We start from the raw sequence: 15,500 nt of genomic DNA, 5'->3' as shown, positions 1-15,500 counted from the left end.
CATCCCCCTATTACCGGCAAGCTGACAACAGAATCAGCAGCCCGAGAATTCCAAACATGACGCAATCCTTATGGCCGTATCGCAATCTTTGTACTCTGCTTAAATGCGCGCCTCCCCAGTAGCAGCGGCTTTCCATAGCCACCGCCAGATCTCCCGCCCGCTGCAGGGAAGCAGCCAGCAGAGGAAGCAGCACGGCCGCCACACTTTTGATGCGGATCAACAACCGGCTCGAGTGAAGCGGAGCGCCGCGGGATCGCTGGGCGCGCGCCACAATTTCCGCCTCCTCGCTCATCACCGGAATGAACCTCAAGGAAATGCTGATCAACATCGCAAATTTATGTACGGGTATACCAATCCGGGACAAAGGAGACAGCAGCTTCTCAAGACCCGAGGCAAGCTGAATGGGAGACGTCGTCATTGTCAGAAGGCATGAACTGAGCAGAAGCGCCGCGAGCCGAAAGACCGTCAGCCCGCCCTGTATAACTCCCTCCCTGGTAACTGTCACTCCATGCACTGCAAGAAGCGCTTGCCCGTCCGTAATCACCGCCTGAAGCACGAACGATAGCCCGAGCAGCAGCCACAAGCCGCGAAGCCGCCGGAGCATCCGGTTCAGAGGGACTTGCGCCAGTTGAAAACCAAGCACGAGCAGCGCCGCATCAATCAAGACGATGAATGCATCCGCCTTGAGCAGTACGGTGAACGTCAATGCGAGACAGCCTATAATCTTCGTTCGCGGATCAAGCCTGTGGATGACCGTATCTCCCTGCATGAACTGCCCGAGCTTCACGCCTTTCATGTCCCTTCCTCCCTATCAAAGTAAGCAATTCTTCGAGCGCTTCTTCCCGTGACCGTACACCTGTATTTACCGGGTACCCTAGCTCCGCAAGCTTGATCAACACCAGGGCATATTCCGAAAAAAACAAACCGGGGCTGCTGCTCATCATTTCTTCACGCATCACATCACGGGTGCTGCCCCATGCCGCGAGCCGCCCATCGGCAAGTACGGCGATCTTATCAGCAAGCGCCATCACCTCCCGCATACTGTGGGAAATCATGAGAACCGTCATGCCCATCTCTTGCTGAAGCCGCTTGACCAGAGACAAAATATCGGTCTTCCCCGGTCCGTCAAGTCCGGCCGTCGCTTCATCAAGAATGAGGATATCCGGCTTCATGGCAAGCACACCGGCGATAGCCGCCCTGCGCCGCTGCCCTCCGCTTAATGACAGAGGAGGAACAGCCCCAACCTCATCCGGGTTAAGGCCGACAAGAGACAGCGCCTCTCTCGCTCTTGCCGCCGCATCCGCCTGCTTCATCCCCATGTTCCGCAGTCCGTAAGCAACATCATCGATCACAGTCGCTTCAAATAACTGCTGCTCCGGATATTGGAATAGCAGGCCCACTTTCCGCCAAAGTCCATTTCGGTGCTGCCTGTCCGATGTCTTCTTCCCCAAAACCGTTACATATCCCTCATCCGGGCATAGAAGCCCGTTTATATGCTGAACAAGCGTCGATTTGCCGGAGCCATTCGAACCGACTATGCCGATGAACTCACCCGGCTCCACCGCGAACGTTATATCGTTCAGCGCTTGTCTTTCATCCAAGGAGCCTCGGCCGTACCGGTAACTTACATGCTGGAATTCAATAATCGGCATATCCACTCCACCATTCCTTCAACCCTAACGACCGATGCATCGGCCGGTATCCCTCTGGCTGCAAGCCTGCGCATCAGGAACGGGACATCCGGCATAGCAATCCCCCAATCCGCAAGAGACTCTTCCTGTGCAAAAACGACTTCCGGCGTGTCATCAATCGCCACCCTTCCCCGCTCCAGTACAATCAGGCGGTCTGTACACAACAGATCTTCCACATGGTGGGAGATGAGCAGCACGGTTACGCCAAGCTCGCGGTTTACCTTATGTAAAGTTTCCATCAGTTCATCCCTGCCCCATGGATCAAGCATCGAGGTCGGTTCATCAAGGATGAGATGGGACGGCCTCATCGCAAGAGCTCCGGCAATCGCCACCCGCTGCTTCTGCCCCCCCGACAGCAAATTCGGATTTCGGTGACGGAGCTCCGTCAGACCCGTTGCCTGCAGCGCCCAGTCGGTGCGTTCCTTCACCTCACCTTGTGACAGCCCCAAATTTTCCGGACCGAATGCGACGTCCTCCTCGACTATGGAGCTGACGATCTGATTGTCCGGATGTTGAAAAACCATCCCCGTCAGCCGCCGGACATCCATCAGACAAGAGTAATCCGCTGTATCAAACCCATCAATCAGCACCGTGCCGCGAGTGGGCTGCTGCAGTCCGTTCAACATACGGGCCAGTGTGGTCTTGCCCGACCCGTTTCTGCCTGCCAGACCGACAAACTCACCTCCGCCAATTTGAAAGGATACATCCTGCAAAATAGGAACAGCCTCACCGGTTGCGGAATGAACGGTTTTGGAAACTCCCCTCACCTGAATCATGCTCTATTCCCATCTGACCAGTCTGGGCTTCAGCCGATTAATGAGGAAGACGGCAACCAGTCCCCCTGCGGCCCCGAATGCAACATGGGTCAGGGAAGTATATCCTAAGCCCAAAGCGAGAAAGCCCATCGGCAGCTGCAGCAGAAGACCCAAGAGCAAAGATATGAACAGCTTCGACAGACTAGCCAAAGCTCCACAGATGACACCGACGAAGGGATTGGCCATTTGATAAAAAAACACAGGCGCAAGCAGGTCCACTACAAGGCCCGGAACAAAGTATTTGAAGAAAATGAAGATTCCTTCTTTGCCAAGTCCAAGCACCACCGCCAGTACGCCGGAGACAGACCCCATAATCATTCCGCCTCCAAATTTGGGAATCAGCCCTGCTCCCAGCAGCATAATCGCCATCCAGAAGATGCTTGTGTGTCCCGGAATCTGCAGCGGGAGCCGCGTCACATCGTTGACCACGACAATCATCGTGCCGAACATCGTAAACCGAAGCACGTCCGCCAAGCCGAGCTTGAACAGAAACCGACTCTGCACCCCGGCTAATCTTCCCGAAAGCTTCTCATCATGCGCTTGCCCCGGATTATCCTCCATTTTCTCCACCCCTCTATTCAATCTTGTTAATTTCTCTTACATCTTGAACAATTGGCGGACCCTGAGATTTCAGATCGATCAGGTCGACAGTTCCGTGTTCATTAAAGGCCAGCACATAGGATTGACTCAAGCTTTGTTCGTCCGCCAGAAACACTTTTTCCTCTTTCAAGCCCTTTATTTCCACCTGTCTATAGCCGCTTAATCCCGACGCGCCGATCGCATAGAGCAGCGTCGGTCCCTTGGCACCTGGATCGCCGGGATATTGCTGATTCATCAGCGATTCCAGCACATCCACCCCCATAAGCGACACCAGCGAACCGGAAAGCTTGTCCTGCACCTTGATGATCGCGCCTGACTCGAGCCCTTTTTCCCGGGACAGCTTTTCCAATAAGTAGGCTGAAGGAAGAATCAGCGCAATGAATAACAACCCTATCAAGATTCGTATTTTCAAAGATCTCGTATTCACAACTTTGTCACCACACATTTCTCTATTTGGAGATAATTAAATATAAATGTCATACGTGTTAACATTGTTTTTGAACTCATTGTGTATGTTTTATTATATTTGATTATACCAAGGTATAATTGAATATAATTGTGTCATTACATAGAATGTTTTGTCGAAGATGCGTAACATAGCACTACATATTAAGTCATATAATATAACACTCTAACCTTTTTCTCCGTTGCAACCACTCAATGGCAGCCAGTTCAGTAACTCCGAATGTTAATATTTTTTTCATAGCTTGCATTGTATAATGAACCGTAATGAATAGAGCAGGAGGGGAGATTCGCTTATTCCGCCGAGGCATCTCCATTGAGGGGCGGATTGAGCATCTAAAAAGGTCTGTGAGGAAATAGATTCCCGTCTAAGTCAGACATGGTATACTGATAGAAATACTGAGGGTATGAAATGTGCTGTACGAGGAAGAACGGCTAAAGGCCGTTGATTATTCAGGCTGAACATGAAGCCGATTAATGGAGGTAGTCGAGTGTGATTAAAGAGCTTGTCAAGAAAAACCGAACATACAGAAGATTTTATGAGGATGTTAAAATTGAGCGAGAAACTTTGGAGGAGCTGATTGATCTGGCGCGCCTTTCTTCCAGCGGAGGCAATTTGCAATCCCTGAAGTACATCCTTTCCCATGATGAAGAGAAGAACAGCCTGATCTTTCCGCATCTGAGATGGGCGGGTTATTTGACGGATTGGGACGGACCGGAGGAGGGCGAGAGACCTTCGGCTTACATCGTAGTGCTGGGCGACAAAGAGATAAGCGCTAACCATTTCTGGGACCATGGAATCGCTTGCCAAAGCATCCTGCTCGGCGCTTGCGAGAAGGGACTAGGGGGCTGCATGTTCGGTGCAAGCAATAAACAGGCTTTAGTAGAGGCGCTTGATATTCCGGAGCGGTACGAGCTTATTCTGGTTATTGCGCTTGGCAAACCGAAGGAAGTTGTTGTCCTGGAAGAAGTAACGGAGCCGCAGAATATTAAATACTGGCGCGACGAACAAGGCGTTCACCATGTGCCGAAGCGAAAACTCGAGGACATCATCATTAATTTTTAAATTGTCCCATAGAACCCTAACGCGAATTTCATACCCTCTTCATTATTAAAAAAGGAACGCCGAAGCGTTCCTTGTCGTTTCTTGTCACCAAAGCTATTATTTTACGACCAGCACCGGAATTTTCGCACTTTGCACCACATTATGGCTGACGCTCCCGAGCACGAATTCGCGGATGCCGCCAAGCCCCCTGCTGCCGATCACGATAATATCCGCGACGTTATCCTTGGCATATTTCAGAATGGTCTCTGCAGGCGAACCTTGCAGCAGCTCAACTTTTGCGTTAAGCCCTTCCGTTTCAAGCCGTTTCTTCACTTCTTCCGTCGTCTGTACCGCCAAATCATAGTAATCCTTGTTAACCGAAGCCGGTAGAGGCGCGAGAGCTTCCCCGATAAAAAACCGCGGAAATTCAAATGCGTGTACGACATGCAGGGAGGACCCCGGCGTTACCTTGGCTAATTCGACCGCGCGATCCAACGCTTTGTTGGCGGCTTTCGAACCGTCATAGGCGAGCAAGATTTTAGAGAATAACATGTGCGCCACCTCTTTTTTTGTTTTGGCCTGCCGATGAAATAGTTATTGCAAAAAATAGCCGTATATCAGGACGTTCAGGAGCAGCAGCAGCGGAATGCCGATTACAAAGGACATATGCCGCGTCTTGTGGCGTCTGCGGTACATGGCTGTAAGCACGCCGAGAGCCCCGCCGATCGCCGCCAGCAGAAACAGCGTTTTCTCAGGGACCCGCTCCCGTCTGCTTCGGGCTTTATCCTTGTCCTCCGACATGACCATATAACCGATAATATTGATGACCGCAAACCACAACGTCACAAGCTTGACCATTCCAGGCTCCCTTCCCCTGCCGTCCTATATCTTTATTATATTCTCCTTTCAGGCAAAAAACCAACAAGACCTTCGCCTCTAATCGCCTGTTTTCCCGTCTTTCCTGACGCTATCTCCTTTTGCAGACAGACATGCGCTGCTCTTCATTCACAGCCGGACTCAGGCGCTTATTTTGACGCTTGCCTGATCTTTTTGCCTAAGCCAAATGAAAGAGAGCAGCGCAGCGAAGCCAGCGGCAATCCCCCCTAGCCAAAATCCTCCCCTCAATCCATACAGCGCACTCATCCAGCCCGCGACAAAAGGACCGCCCGACATTCCCAGCGCATACACCGCCTGATAGAATCCCATCGCCGTCGCCCGCTTGTGCGGATGGATATCCGACACCGACTTACCAAGCAGCAGCGGGAAAATCAGCCCCTGCATAAACCCGTTCCCGATCTGGGTGGCGCACAGCGTCCCGAAACTCGGCATTGCCGGGATAAGCAGCGTGAATAATGCACTTCCGGCAAAACCGAGGACGAGCGTGCCACGGTCGCCCAGCCATCTTCCGAGCACCCGCGCCCCGTACAGCGTCGCCGCCGCGTGGGGCAGCATGAACGCCAGTGTGAGCCAGCCCAGGCTTTCTTTGTCGGCTCCGAGACTCAGCGCCTGATTGGGCGTGTATCCGAACATCGTAATGAACAGCACGCAGTGGGCCAGCACCGACAGCAGGGATACTTTTACCAGCACCGGTTCCCGCATGACCGGCACCAGTTCGCCGAGCTTAATCGCGGTTTCTCCGCGTACTTCATGCTTCTCAGGCAGACGCAGTCCGATCAGAAGCGCCAGCGCAGCAACGACGGCTCCGGTCCAGAACGGGGCATTCCAGCCCCAATGCTCCACCATGTAACCGCTGAGCATCATGCTGGTTAGTTGGGCGATTACCATCGTGAACTGCAGCATTCCCATCGCCCTGCCGGCCTCCTCCTTTGGAAAATACCCGGCGTACATTACGCTGTACACGACCCATGCGCTTGCCGCAATGCCGGATACGGCGCGTCCCGCAAGCGCCCAGCCGGGATAAGGCCCCAGCAGAAACAGCAGGCAGCTGGCACCGCTTGCGATCAGCCCCAGCCATATGAACGGCCGCCTCCGGTTAAGATAGTCCGAACCGATCCCGATAGGCATCCGGAATAAAATCTGCATCAGGCCGTAAACACCCAGCACCATGCCTACCATGAAGTAGGAAGCGCCTAGATGCTCCACATAAGGAGAAAGCACTGGAACGTAAATATAGGAGGAGAACCAGAATAAATAAACAATCACCAGAAAAAACAAGCGGCCGCTTCGGCTGCCCTCTGGAGCTGGATCCGCCTGTGTTGACACTCTCGCTTGACTTAACGCCACTTGGAATCACCCAATCCCTCGTTTAATGACCTGCCTCATCAATCTTTCCGCTGTATTCACGGACGTTTTGCTGCTTTCCTTATTAATACCGTGACGAGTTCACATCCTTCGAAAAAATTTCGGGTGATGCTTCGTCCGGGTACTGATTTGATTCCTAATTCGTTATTTCGTGGAGGGAAGCTGTCCGTTACTGGAGCCGGGTCTTTTTTTATACACCTCGCCCCAATCGCGCATCAACAGAATAATCGGAACCAGCGTATGGCCAAACTCCGTTAGCGAGTATTCGACCTTGGGCGGCACCTGATGATACACTTCGCGATGGATCACGCCGTCCTCTTCCAGTTCTCTCAGCTGCAGGGTCAGCATTCTTTGGGTAATCGCGGGGCATATCCGTCTGAACTCGTTAAACCGCTTGGCCCCTTCGATCAGGTGGTAGAGCAGAACGCCCTTCCATTTGCCTCCGATCACATCCAGCGTATATTCTACCGGACAACCCAGATCATTCGGACATTCGCCATATCCAACTTTACGGTTCCGCATACAAATCCCCCTAGGTATCAATATGGATACTACATAACATTAATGTGTGTACTTATTATTTTGCAGCCGAATATTTAAATTAATTATAGGACATTTCTTCTATTGGCACACAAAAAATTTAGGGAGATGGAGGACATATGAACCGCTTAATCTTACGAAGCTTCTAAGCAAGATCACATGGGCCGAACCATAGAAAAGATCGTGCTGGAGCATTTTGAATAACCCTCCTTAAGAAGGGCTTGGATGCTCCCTCACGCCCCACTCTTTACCTGGAGCTTATAGCTCCGATGCGTTCTTAGTGCAAAGAGGCCATGAACGGATTTCCGTCCTAGGCCTCTTCTTGACTCCTAAGCTTCACTTTTACTTTCGCTTCGGCCTTTACCGCTTATCGGCGCCATTATTCCCCGTCTTTTTTACCTTCCATAGCGGCTTTTAGCAGATCCCCCAGATTGGTGCCTAAGCTTTCCGGCTTGCTGTACTGCTGCACAAGTTTCTGCTGCTCACGCTTATTCAAATGCTTGCTATCCTTGTTCACCGTCTCCGTAATGCCGCAGCCAAGGCACTGCACGAATAGTCCGGCCTTGCCTTCTTTCAATTCCATCTTCTTGTGGCACTGCGGGCAGCGGCGGTTCGACAGCCGCTTCTCTCCGGCGCGGGTATACCCGCAGTCATCCGCCGGGCATACAAGCAGCTTGCCGCGCTTCGACTTCTTCTCCAGCAGCCGCGTGCCGCACTGCGGGCAGTGGCTGTTCGAGACGTTATGCGGCTTATATTCGGCGCCGCTGTTCTTCACCTCTGCGACGAGTTCCTTCGCCATGCCGCGTATGCCCTGGAGGAATGGCTCCGGCTTTCCTTGGCCGCGGGCAATCCGTTCCAGTTCGGCCTCCCAGCGGGCCGTCAAGTCCGGAGTGCGCAGCTGCGGGGAAACCAGCTCGATCAGTTGCTTGCCCTTGCCTGTCGGATGCAAGACATTGCCCTGCCGCTCGATCGTATCCGACGATACGAGCTTCTCGATAATGTCGGCGCGGGTCGCCGGCGTGCCAAGGCCGTACTTCTCCATCTGCGTTAGCAGCGCCGCCTCGCTGTAGCGTCCCGGAGGCTGCGTCCGTCCGCCGCGCAGCATGCAGCGGCGGATCGATACCGTATCGCCCTGCCGCAGCTCCGGCAGCGTCACCTCGTGGCCTTCCGCCTCTCCTCCTCCGGACTCGGATTCCCCGTCTTCGTCCGTACTGAGATCGCCGCCGTAGACTTCCCGCCAGCCGGCATCCTTAACGGTCGTTCCCTTCGCCGTAAAGGTTTCCCCGTCTACCGTAACCGTCACCGCTACAGCGTCGTACCTTGCAGGCGGATAGAACAGGCTGATGAACCGGCGAACTATCAGATCGTACAGCTTCCGCTCCTCCGCGCTGAGCTGATTCAGCAGTACAGTCTGCTCCGTCGGGATAATCGCATGGTGATCGCTTACCTTGCTATCGTCGACAATCCGCTTCGTAATGTTCAGCGGCTTTCGCAGTAGTGGCCGCGCCAAGGGCGCGTACGGGCCCACCGCCACGCTGTCCAGACGCTCCTTCAGCGTCCCGTCATGTCCGCCGTCAAATACCGGCTATCCGTGCGGGGATACGTGACCAGCTTATGCTGCTCATACAGCCGCTGAAGCACGCTCGACGTCTGCTTTGCCGAAAACCCGAATTTGCGGTTCGCATCCCGCTGCAGCTCCGTCAATTCGTAAGCGAGCGGATGCGGCTCGCTCTTCTCGCTCTTTTGGACCTTGACCAGCGTACCGCTCCGCCCTTCGAGCCGTTGCGCAAGCGCGGTACTCTTTTCCTTATCAAAAATCCTGCCGTCTCCTCCGCTTGCTCTCCACTGCGCCTGGAAATTCCCGAAGTCAGCCGTCAGCGTATCAAATTCCTGCGACCGAAAATTCATGATTTCCCGTTCCCGGTCCATAATCATGCCGAGCGTCGGCGTCTGTACCCGGCCCGCCGAGAGCGGCGCGCCGAACTTGGTGGTCAGCGCCCGCGTCACATTCAGGCCAACCATCCAGTCAGCCTCGGCGCGGCAGCGCGCCGACTCGTACAGCCGGTCGAACTCCCGGCCCGGCTTAAGCGACGCAAAGCCTTCCTTGATCGCTTTATCCGTCTGGGAAGAGATCCATAGCCGCCGGAACGGCTTTTTCCACTGAGCCATGGTCATGATCCAACGCGCCAGCAGTTCTCCTTCGCGCGCCGCATCCGTCGCGATAATGAGCTCGCCAACATCCTGGCGCTTCATCAAATGCTGAACCGCCTTGAACTGTCCGCCCGTCTCCCGCAGCACCTTCAGCTTCATCCGGTCCGGCAGAATCGGCAAATCCTCGAGCGCCCATGTCGCAAATTTATGATCATAATCCTCAGGCTCCGCCAGACCCACCAGATGGCCGAGCGCCCAGGTTACAATATACCCCGGTCCTTCCATATAGCTCTTCTGCTTCTCACGGCAGCCCATCACCCGCGCAATCTCGCGCGCTACTGACGGCTTCTCCGCTAATATCAATGCTTTCATTGGATGCTCCTTTCCGTCTTGAACCATTATAACAAAGAAAAACAGTGTAGGTTCCAGGAACTTCAGAACATAACGACAGCATGTTAAATTCCTTACTGCTCAGACAAGCTGATTCTGTAATAGATGACGACTTGAACATCCATTTCTTCCTCCCAGCGCAAAATTCAGCTGGAAACCCCTGCAGGTTTGCAGGCAAATGTTCAGCTAGGGAGCATTTGCCTTAGCGAGGATGTTCAATCTTGCATTCAAGTCCCGGTAATAGAATGTTCCACGCTGGCTCGTCCATTCGGATATTCGTGCTTTCGAGTAAAAACAAAAAACCACTGCTTAGTTTCAGCAGTGGTTCATGTGCTTGGCAGCGTCCTACTCTCCCAGGACCCTTCGGTCCAAGTACCATCGGCGCTGGAGGGCTTAACGGTCGTGTTCGGGATGGGTACGCGTGGAACCCCTCCGCCATCGCCACCAAACGGGCATTTGTGAAACAAATGCTGCCGCGAAACATTCGGTCCTTCACCTTCCGGTGCGGATGAATGTTGCAGCGTTCTTCAGGCTTGATCGCCTGAAAACTGGATTCGAAACGAAACATTGCGTCTTCCCCATTCCGGGGTCCCCGCAAAGTACTCGGATTCAGCTTCGTCAGCCTCATCTTCACTTTGTGGGGTGAATTTGGATAAGCCCTCGACCGATTAGTATTGGTCAGCTCCACACGTTGCCGTGCTTCCACCTCCAACCTATCTACCTCGTCGTCTTCAAGGGGTCTTACATACTGGGAAATCTCATCTTGAGGGGGGCTTCACGCTTAGATGCTTTCAGCGCTTATCCCGTCCGTACGTAGCTACCCAGCCATGCTCCTGGCGGAACAACTGGTGCACCAGCGGTACGTCCATCCCGGTCCTCTCGTACTAAGGACAGCTCCTCTCAAATTTCCTGCGCCCACGACAGATAGGGACCGAACTGTCTCACGACGTTCTGAACCCAGCTCGCGTACCGCTTTAATGGGCGAACAGCCCAACCCTTGGGACCTACTTCAGCCCCAGGATGCGATGAGCCGACATCGAGGTGCCAAACCTCCCCGTCGATGTGGACTCTTGGGGGAGATAAGCCTGTTATCCCCAGGGTAGCTTTTATCCGTTGAGCGATGGCCCTTCCATGCGGTACCACCGGATCACTAAGCCCGACTTTCGTCCCTGCTCGACTTGTAGGTCTCGCAGTCAAGCTCCCTTCTGCCTTTGCACTCTTCGAATGATTTCCAACCATTCTGAGGGAACCTTGGGACGCCTCCGTTACTCTTTAGGAGGCGACCGCCCCAGTCAAACTGCCCGCCTGACACGGTCCCCGTACCCGATGAGGGTACCAGGTTAGAACCTAGATACGATCAGGGTGGTATCCCAACGTCGCCTCCACCGAAGCTGGCGCTCCGGCTTCTAAGGCTCCCACCTATCCTGTACAGATCGTACCCAAGTTCAATATCAAGCTGCAGTAAAGCTCCATGGGGTCTTTCCGTCTTGTCGCGGGTAACCTGCATCTTCACAGGTATTAAAATTTCACCGGATCTCTCGTTGAGACAGCGCCCAAGTCGTTACGCCATTCGTGCGGGTCAGAATTTACCTGACAAGGAATTTCGCTACCTTAGGACCGTTATAGTTACGGCCGCCGTTTACTGGGGCTTCGGTTCACAGCTTCGGATTACTCCTAACCGCTCCCCTTAACCTTCCAGCACCGGGCAGGCGTCAGCCCGTATACTTCGCCTTGCGGCTTCGCACAGACCTGTGTTTTTGCTAAACAGTCGCTTGGGCCTTTTCACTGCGGCCCCCTCGGGCTATTCACCCTACCGAGGCACCCCTTCTCCCGAAGTTACGGGGTCATTTTGCCGAGTTCCTTAACGAGAGTTCTTCCGCGCGCCTTAGAATTCTCTTCTCGCCTACCTGTGTCGGTTTGCGGTACGGGCACCTTCTCCTGGCTAGAGGCTTTTCTTGGCAGTGTGAGATCATGACCTTCGCTACTACAATTTTCGCTCCCCATCACAGCCCAGCCTTACGGTGTACGGATTTGCCTATACACCAGCCTCACTGCTTGGACGGACATCCATCAGTCCGCGTCACTACCCTCCTGCGTCCCCCCATTGCTCATAACGGATTATGGTGGTACAGGAATATCAACCTGTTGTCCTTCGACTACGCCTGTCGGCCTCGCCTTAGGTCCCGACTTACCCTGAGCGGACGAGCCTTCCTCAGGAAACCTTGGGCTTTCGGCGGATCAGATTCTCACTGATCTTTTCGTTACTCATACCGGCATTCTCACTTGTGTACGCTCCAGCTGTCCTTACAGTCAACCTTCAATGTATACACAACGCTCCCCTACCCCTGATGCAAGCATCAAGCCATAGCTTCGGTGGTGTGTTTAGCCCCGTTACATTTTCGGCGCAGAGTCACTCGACCAGTGAGCTATTACGCACTCTTTCAATGGTGGCTGCTTCTAAGCCAACATCCTGGTTGTCTGTGCAACTCCACATCCTTTCCCACTTAACACACACTTGGGGACCTTAGCTGATGGTCTGGGCTGTTTCCCTTTTGACAATGGATCTTAGCACTCACTGTCTGACTCCCGGCGACAAGTAGATGGCATTCGGAGTTTGACTGAGCTTGGTAACCCTTGCGGGCCCCGCACCCAATCAGTGCTCTACCTCCATTACTCTCATTCACCGAGGCTAGCCCTAAAGCTATTTCGGGGAGAACCAGCTATCTCCGAGTTCGATTGGAATTTCTCCGCTACCCCCACCTCATCCCCGAACTTTTCAACGTTCGTGGGTTCGGGCCTCCAGTGCGTGTTACCGCACCTTCACCCTGGACAGGGGTAGATCACACGGTTTCGGGTCTACGCCCACGTACTAAGTCGCCCTATTCAGACTCGCTTTCGCTGCGGCTCCGGCTCCTCGCCTTAACCTTGCACGTTAAACGTAACTCGCCGGTTCATTCTACAAAAGGCACGCCATCACCCAGATAACGGGCTCTGACTTCTTGTAAGCACACGGTTTCAGGACCTGTTTCACTCCCCTTCCGGGGTGCTTTTCACCTTTCCCTCACGGTACTGTTTCACTATCGGTCGCCAGGGAGTATTTAGCCTTGGCAGATGGTCCTGCCGGATTCATACGGGGTTTCACGTGCCCCGCACTACTCGGGATCCGTCTCGGAGGGAACGACTTTTCAGCTACAGGGCTTTTACCTCTTCTAGCGGGCCTTTCCAGACCTCTTCGCTTAAACCGTTCCTTTGTAACTCCATGTGAGACGTCCCACAACCCCGAAGAGCAAGCTCTTCGGTTTAGGCTGTTCCGCGTTCGCTCGCCGCTACTGACGGAATCACTCTTGTTTTCTCTTCCTCAGGGTACTTAGATGTTTCAGTTCCCCTGGTCTGCCTCTAGCTCTCCTATGAATTCAGAGAGAAGTGACTGTGCATTACCACAGCCGGGTTTCCCCATTCGGACACCCCCGGATCAAAGCTTGCTTACAGCTCCCCGAGGCCTTTTCGTTGTTCGCCACGTCCTTCATCGGCTCCTGGCGCCTAGGCATCCTCCGTGTGCTCTTACTAGCTTAACCAACGCTCCAATTTCCGCCTGATCGCTCCGTCTTGTTTGAAAGGCCGCTTCCGGATGTCTCCGTTCGCTTTCGCCTTTCAAGCCAAAAGTCGCTCTCATTCGAAAATCTTCGCTCTCAGCTAATAACTATTTCAACTTGTTTGGACACAAGTTCAGCTAAAAGATGTTCTAAAACGCAATTTTCGTTTCGGTATCCAGTTTTCAAGGATCAAGATTTGAGAGCTTGAACTCTCAAAACTGAGCAACGAGTGAGCGTTGCCGGAAGTCAAACTTCCGCATTTGAATGTTTCCGCTACGGGAAACGATTCTCCATAGAAAGGAGGTGATCCAGCCGCACCTTCCGATACGGCTACCTTGTTACGACTTCACCCCAATCATCTACCCCACCTTCGGCGGCTGGCTCCTTGCGGTTACCCCACCGACTTCGGGTGTTGTAAACTCTCGTGGTGTGACGGGCGGTGTGTACAAGACCCGGGAACGTATTCACCGCGGCATGCTGATCCGCGATTACTAGCAATTCCGACTTCATGCAGGCGAGTTGCAGCCTGCAATCCGAACTGAGACCGGCTTTCTAAGATTGGCTCCGCCTCGCGGCTTCGCTTCCCGTTGTACCGGCCATTGTAGTACGTGTGTAGCCCAGGTCATAAGGGGCATGATGATTTGACGTCATCCCCACCTTCCTCCGGTTTGTCACCGGCAGTCACTCTAGAGTGCCCAGCTTGACCTGCTGGCAACTAAAGTCAAGGGTTGCGCTCGTTGCGGGACTTAACCCAACATCTCACGACACGAGCTGACGACAACCATGCACCACCTGTCTCCTCTGTCCCGAAGGCCGCCTCTATCTCTAGAGGATTCAGAGGGATGTCAAGACCTGGTAAGGTTCTTCGCGTTGCTTCGAATTAAACCACATACTCCACTGCTTGTGCGGGTCCCCGTCAATTCCTTTGAGTTTCAGTCTTGCGACCGTACTCCCCAGGCGGAGTGCTTACTGTGTTAACTTCGGCACCAAGGGTATCGAAACCCCTAACACCTAGCACTCATCGTTTACGGCGTGGACTACCAGGGTATCTAATCCTGTTTGCTCCCCACGCTTTCGCGCCTCAGCGTCAGTTACAGCCCAGAAAGTCGCCTTCGCCACTGGTGTTCCTCCACATCTCTACGCATTTCACCGCTACACGTGGAATTCCACTTTCCTCTTCTGCACTCAAGCTGCCCAGTTTCCAGTGCGACCACAGGTTGAGCCCATGGTTTAAACACCAGACTTAAACAGCCGCCTGCGCGCGCTTTACGCCCAATAATTCCGGACAACGCTTGCCCCCTACGTATTACCGCGGCTGCTGGCACGTAGTTAGCCGGGGCTTTCTTCTCAGGTACCGTCACTCTTGTAGCAGTTACTCTACAAGACGTTCTTCCCTGGCAACAGAGCTTTACGATCCGAAAACCTTCATCACTCACGCGGCGTTGCTCCGTCAGGCTTTCGCCCATTGCGGAAGATTCCCTACTGCTGCCTCCCGTAGGAGTCTGGGCCGTGTCTCAGTCCCAGTGTGGCCGTTCACCCTCTCAGGTCGGCTACGCATCGTCGCCTTGGTGAGCCGTTACCCCACCAACTAGCTAATGCGCCGCAGGCCCATCCCTTGGTGACAGATTGCTCCGCCTTTCAGCCTCTTAGCAGGAGCTAAGAGGAATTATCCGGTATTAGCTACCGTTTCCGGTAGTTATCCCAGTCCAAGGGGCAGATTGCCTACGTGTTACTCACCCGTCCGCCGCTAAGTCTTTTGAAGAGCAAGCTCTCCAAAAGACTCCGCTCGACTTGCATGTATTAGGCACGCCGCCAGCGTTCGTCCTGAGCCAGGATCAAACTCTCCAATAAAGTATTGAAAGAGCGATTAGCTCAATTTGAAACATCTGACGAGAATTTGCATTCTCAAGGATGGCATTTCAAAAGCGTGAAACACGCTGTGAAATTCATC

At 53.6% G+C, this 15,500-nt stretch carries 10 protein-coding genes, 3 rRNA genes and 1 pseudogene; 1 reads left to right on the top strand and 13 read right to left on the bottom strand.

The window, feature by feature from the left end:
- Positions 1-10 precede the first annotated feature (10 nt).
- From PDUR_RS03385 to PDUR_RS03365, 5 genes are read right to left on the bottom strand one after another with little or no spacing between them, the layout of a single operon-like run.
- Positions 11-796, bottom strand: a complete 786-nt coding sequence (locus PDUR_RS03385; RefSeq protein WP_042205099.1) for an energy-coupling factor transporter transmembrane component T family protein — start codon at positions 794-796, stop codon at positions 11-13.
- Positions 738-1,652 carry an ATP-binding cassette domain-containing protein gene (locus tag PDUR_RS03380; RefSeq protein WP_042205098.1) on the bottom strand — a complete coding sequence of 305 codons (915 nt, stop codon included), beginning with the start codon at positions 1,650-1,652 and terminating at the stop codon, positions 738-740. Before PDUR_RS03380 ends, PDUR_RS03385 begins: the two co-directional genes overlap by 59 nt.
- Positions 1,625-2,467 (bottom strand): energy-coupling factor transporter ATPase, encoded by an 843-nt coding sequence (locus PDUR_RS03375; RefSeq protein WP_042205097.1) that lies wholly within the window; start codon positions 2,465-2,467, stop codon positions 1,625-1,627. Before PDUR_RS03375 ends, PDUR_RS03380 begins: the two co-directional genes overlap by 28 nt.
- A 3-nt stretch (positions 2,468-2,470) precedes the next feature.
- A complete protein-coding gene (locus tag PDUR_RS03370; RefSeq protein ID WP_042205096.1) occupies positions 2,471-3,067 on the bottom strand; it encodes an ECF transporter S component in 597 nt (198 codons plus the stop codon).
- 13 nt (positions 3,068-3,080) lie between these two features.
- Positions 3,081-3,533 (bottom strand): hypothetical protein, encoded by a 453-nt coding sequence (locus PDUR_RS03365; RefSeq protein ID WP_156130265.1) that lies wholly within the window; start codon positions 3,531-3,533, stop codon positions 3,081-3,083.
- 528 nt (positions 3,534-4,061) lie between these two features.
- On the opposite strand from PDUR_RS03365, the gene PDUR_RS03360 reads away from it, so the two are divergent.
- Entirely contained in the window at positions 4,062-4,634 is a 573-nt protein-coding gene (locus PDUR_RS03360) for a nitroreductase family protein (protein ID WP_042205094.1), read from the top strand.
- A 96-nt stretch (positions 4,635-4,730) separates the two neighbouring features.
- On the opposite strand, the gene PDUR_RS03355 is transcribed toward PDUR_RS03360, so the two are convergent.
- The 8 genes and pseudogenes from PDUR_RS03355 to PDUR_RS03320 all read right to left on the bottom strand — a co-directional run bounded on the left by PDUR_RS03355 (position 4,731) and on the right by PDUR_RS03320 (position 15,400).
- Positions 4,731-5,165 carry a universal stress protein gene (locus PDUR_RS03355; RefSeq protein WP_042205093.1) on the bottom strand — a complete coding sequence of 145 codons (435 nt, stop codon included), beginning with the start codon at positions 5,163-5,165 and terminating at the stop codon, positions 4,731-4,733.
- A 42-nt stretch (positions 5,166-5,207) separates the two neighbouring features.
- Positions 5,208-5,471, bottom strand: a complete 264-nt coding sequence (locus PDUR_RS03350; protein WP_025689264.1) for a DUF1294 domain-containing protein — start codon at positions 5,469-5,471, stop codon at positions 5,208-5,210.
- A gap of 159 nt (positions 5,472-5,630) precedes the next feature.
- The gene (locus PDUR_RS03345; protein ID WP_081949373.1) at positions 5,631-6,857 is read right to left on the bottom strand and encodes an MFS transporter; all 1,227 of its coding nucleotides are present in this window, start codon (positions 6,855-6,857) and stop codon (positions 5,631-5,633) included.
- 162 nt (positions 6,858-7,019) lie between these two features.
- Positions 7,020-7,397, bottom strand: coding sequence for a winged helix-turn-helix transcriptional regulator (locus tag PDUR_RS03340; RefSeq protein WP_042205091.1), 378 nt, complete (start codon positions 7,395-7,397; stop codon positions 7,020-7,022).
- A gap of 397 nt (positions 7,398-7,794) precedes the next feature.
- Positions 7,795-9,938, bottom strand: a pseudogene (locus tag PDUR_RS03335) (DNA topoisomerase 3).
- A gap of 350 nt (positions 9,939-10,288) precedes the next feature.
- Positions 10,289-10,405 (bottom strand): 5S ribosomal RNA (gene rrf, locus PDUR_RS03330).
- Between the two features lie 199 nt (positions 10,406-10,604).
- Positions 10,605-13,531 (bottom strand): 23S ribosomal RNA (locus PDUR_RS03325).
- 314 nt (positions 13,532-13,845) lie between these two features.
- Positions 13,846-15,400, bottom strand: a 16S ribosomal RNA gene (locus tag PDUR_RS03320).
- The 16S, 23S and 5S rRNA genes sit together here, the layout of an rRNA operon.
- Between the last annotated feature and the right edge of the window lie 100 nt (positions 15,401-15,500).

The organism is Paenibacillus durus (genome assembly GCF_000756615.1).
GTDB classification, from domain to species: domain Bacteria; phylum Bacillota; class Bacilli; order Paenibacillales; family Paenibacillaceae; genus Paenibacillus_AQ; species Paenibacillus_AQ durus.
Note: the sequence above shows the minus strand (reverse complement) of the source record. Positions and strands in the feature narration are given on the sequence as shown.

What these genes read in the sequence shown, in the direction of transcription:
- PDUR_RS03385 (WP_042205099.1), bottom strand. Translation starts at nt 796, where the DNA reads ATGAAAGGCGTGAAGCTCGGGCAGTTCATGCAGGGAGATACGGTCATC.
- PDUR_RS03380 (WP_042205098.1), bottom strand. Translation starts at nt 1,652, where the DNA reads ATGCCGATTATTGAATTCCAGCATGTAAGTTACCGGTACGGCCGAGGC.
- PDUR_RS03375 (WP_042205097.1), bottom strand. Translation starts at nt 2,467, where the DNA reads ATGATTCAGGTGAGGGGAGTTTCCAAAACCGTTCATTCCGCAACCGGT.
- PDUR_RS03370 (WP_042205096.1), bottom strand. Translation starts at nt 3,067, where the DNA reads ATGGAGGATAATCCGGGGCAAGCGCATGATGAGAAGCTTTCGGGAAGA.
- PDUR_RS03355 (WP_042205093.1), bottom strand. Translation starts at nt 5,165, where the DNA reads ATGTTATTCTCTAAAATCTTGCTCGCCTATGACGGTTCGAAAGCCGCC.
- PDUR_RS03350 (WP_025689264.1), bottom strand. Translation starts at nt 5,471, where the DNA reads ATGGTCAAGCTTGTGACGTTGTGGTTTGCGGTCATCAATATTATCGGT.
- PDUR_RS03340 (WP_042205091.1), bottom strand. Translation starts at nt 7,397, where the DNA reads ATGCGGAACCGTAAAGTTGGATATGGCGAATGTCCGAATGATCTGGGT.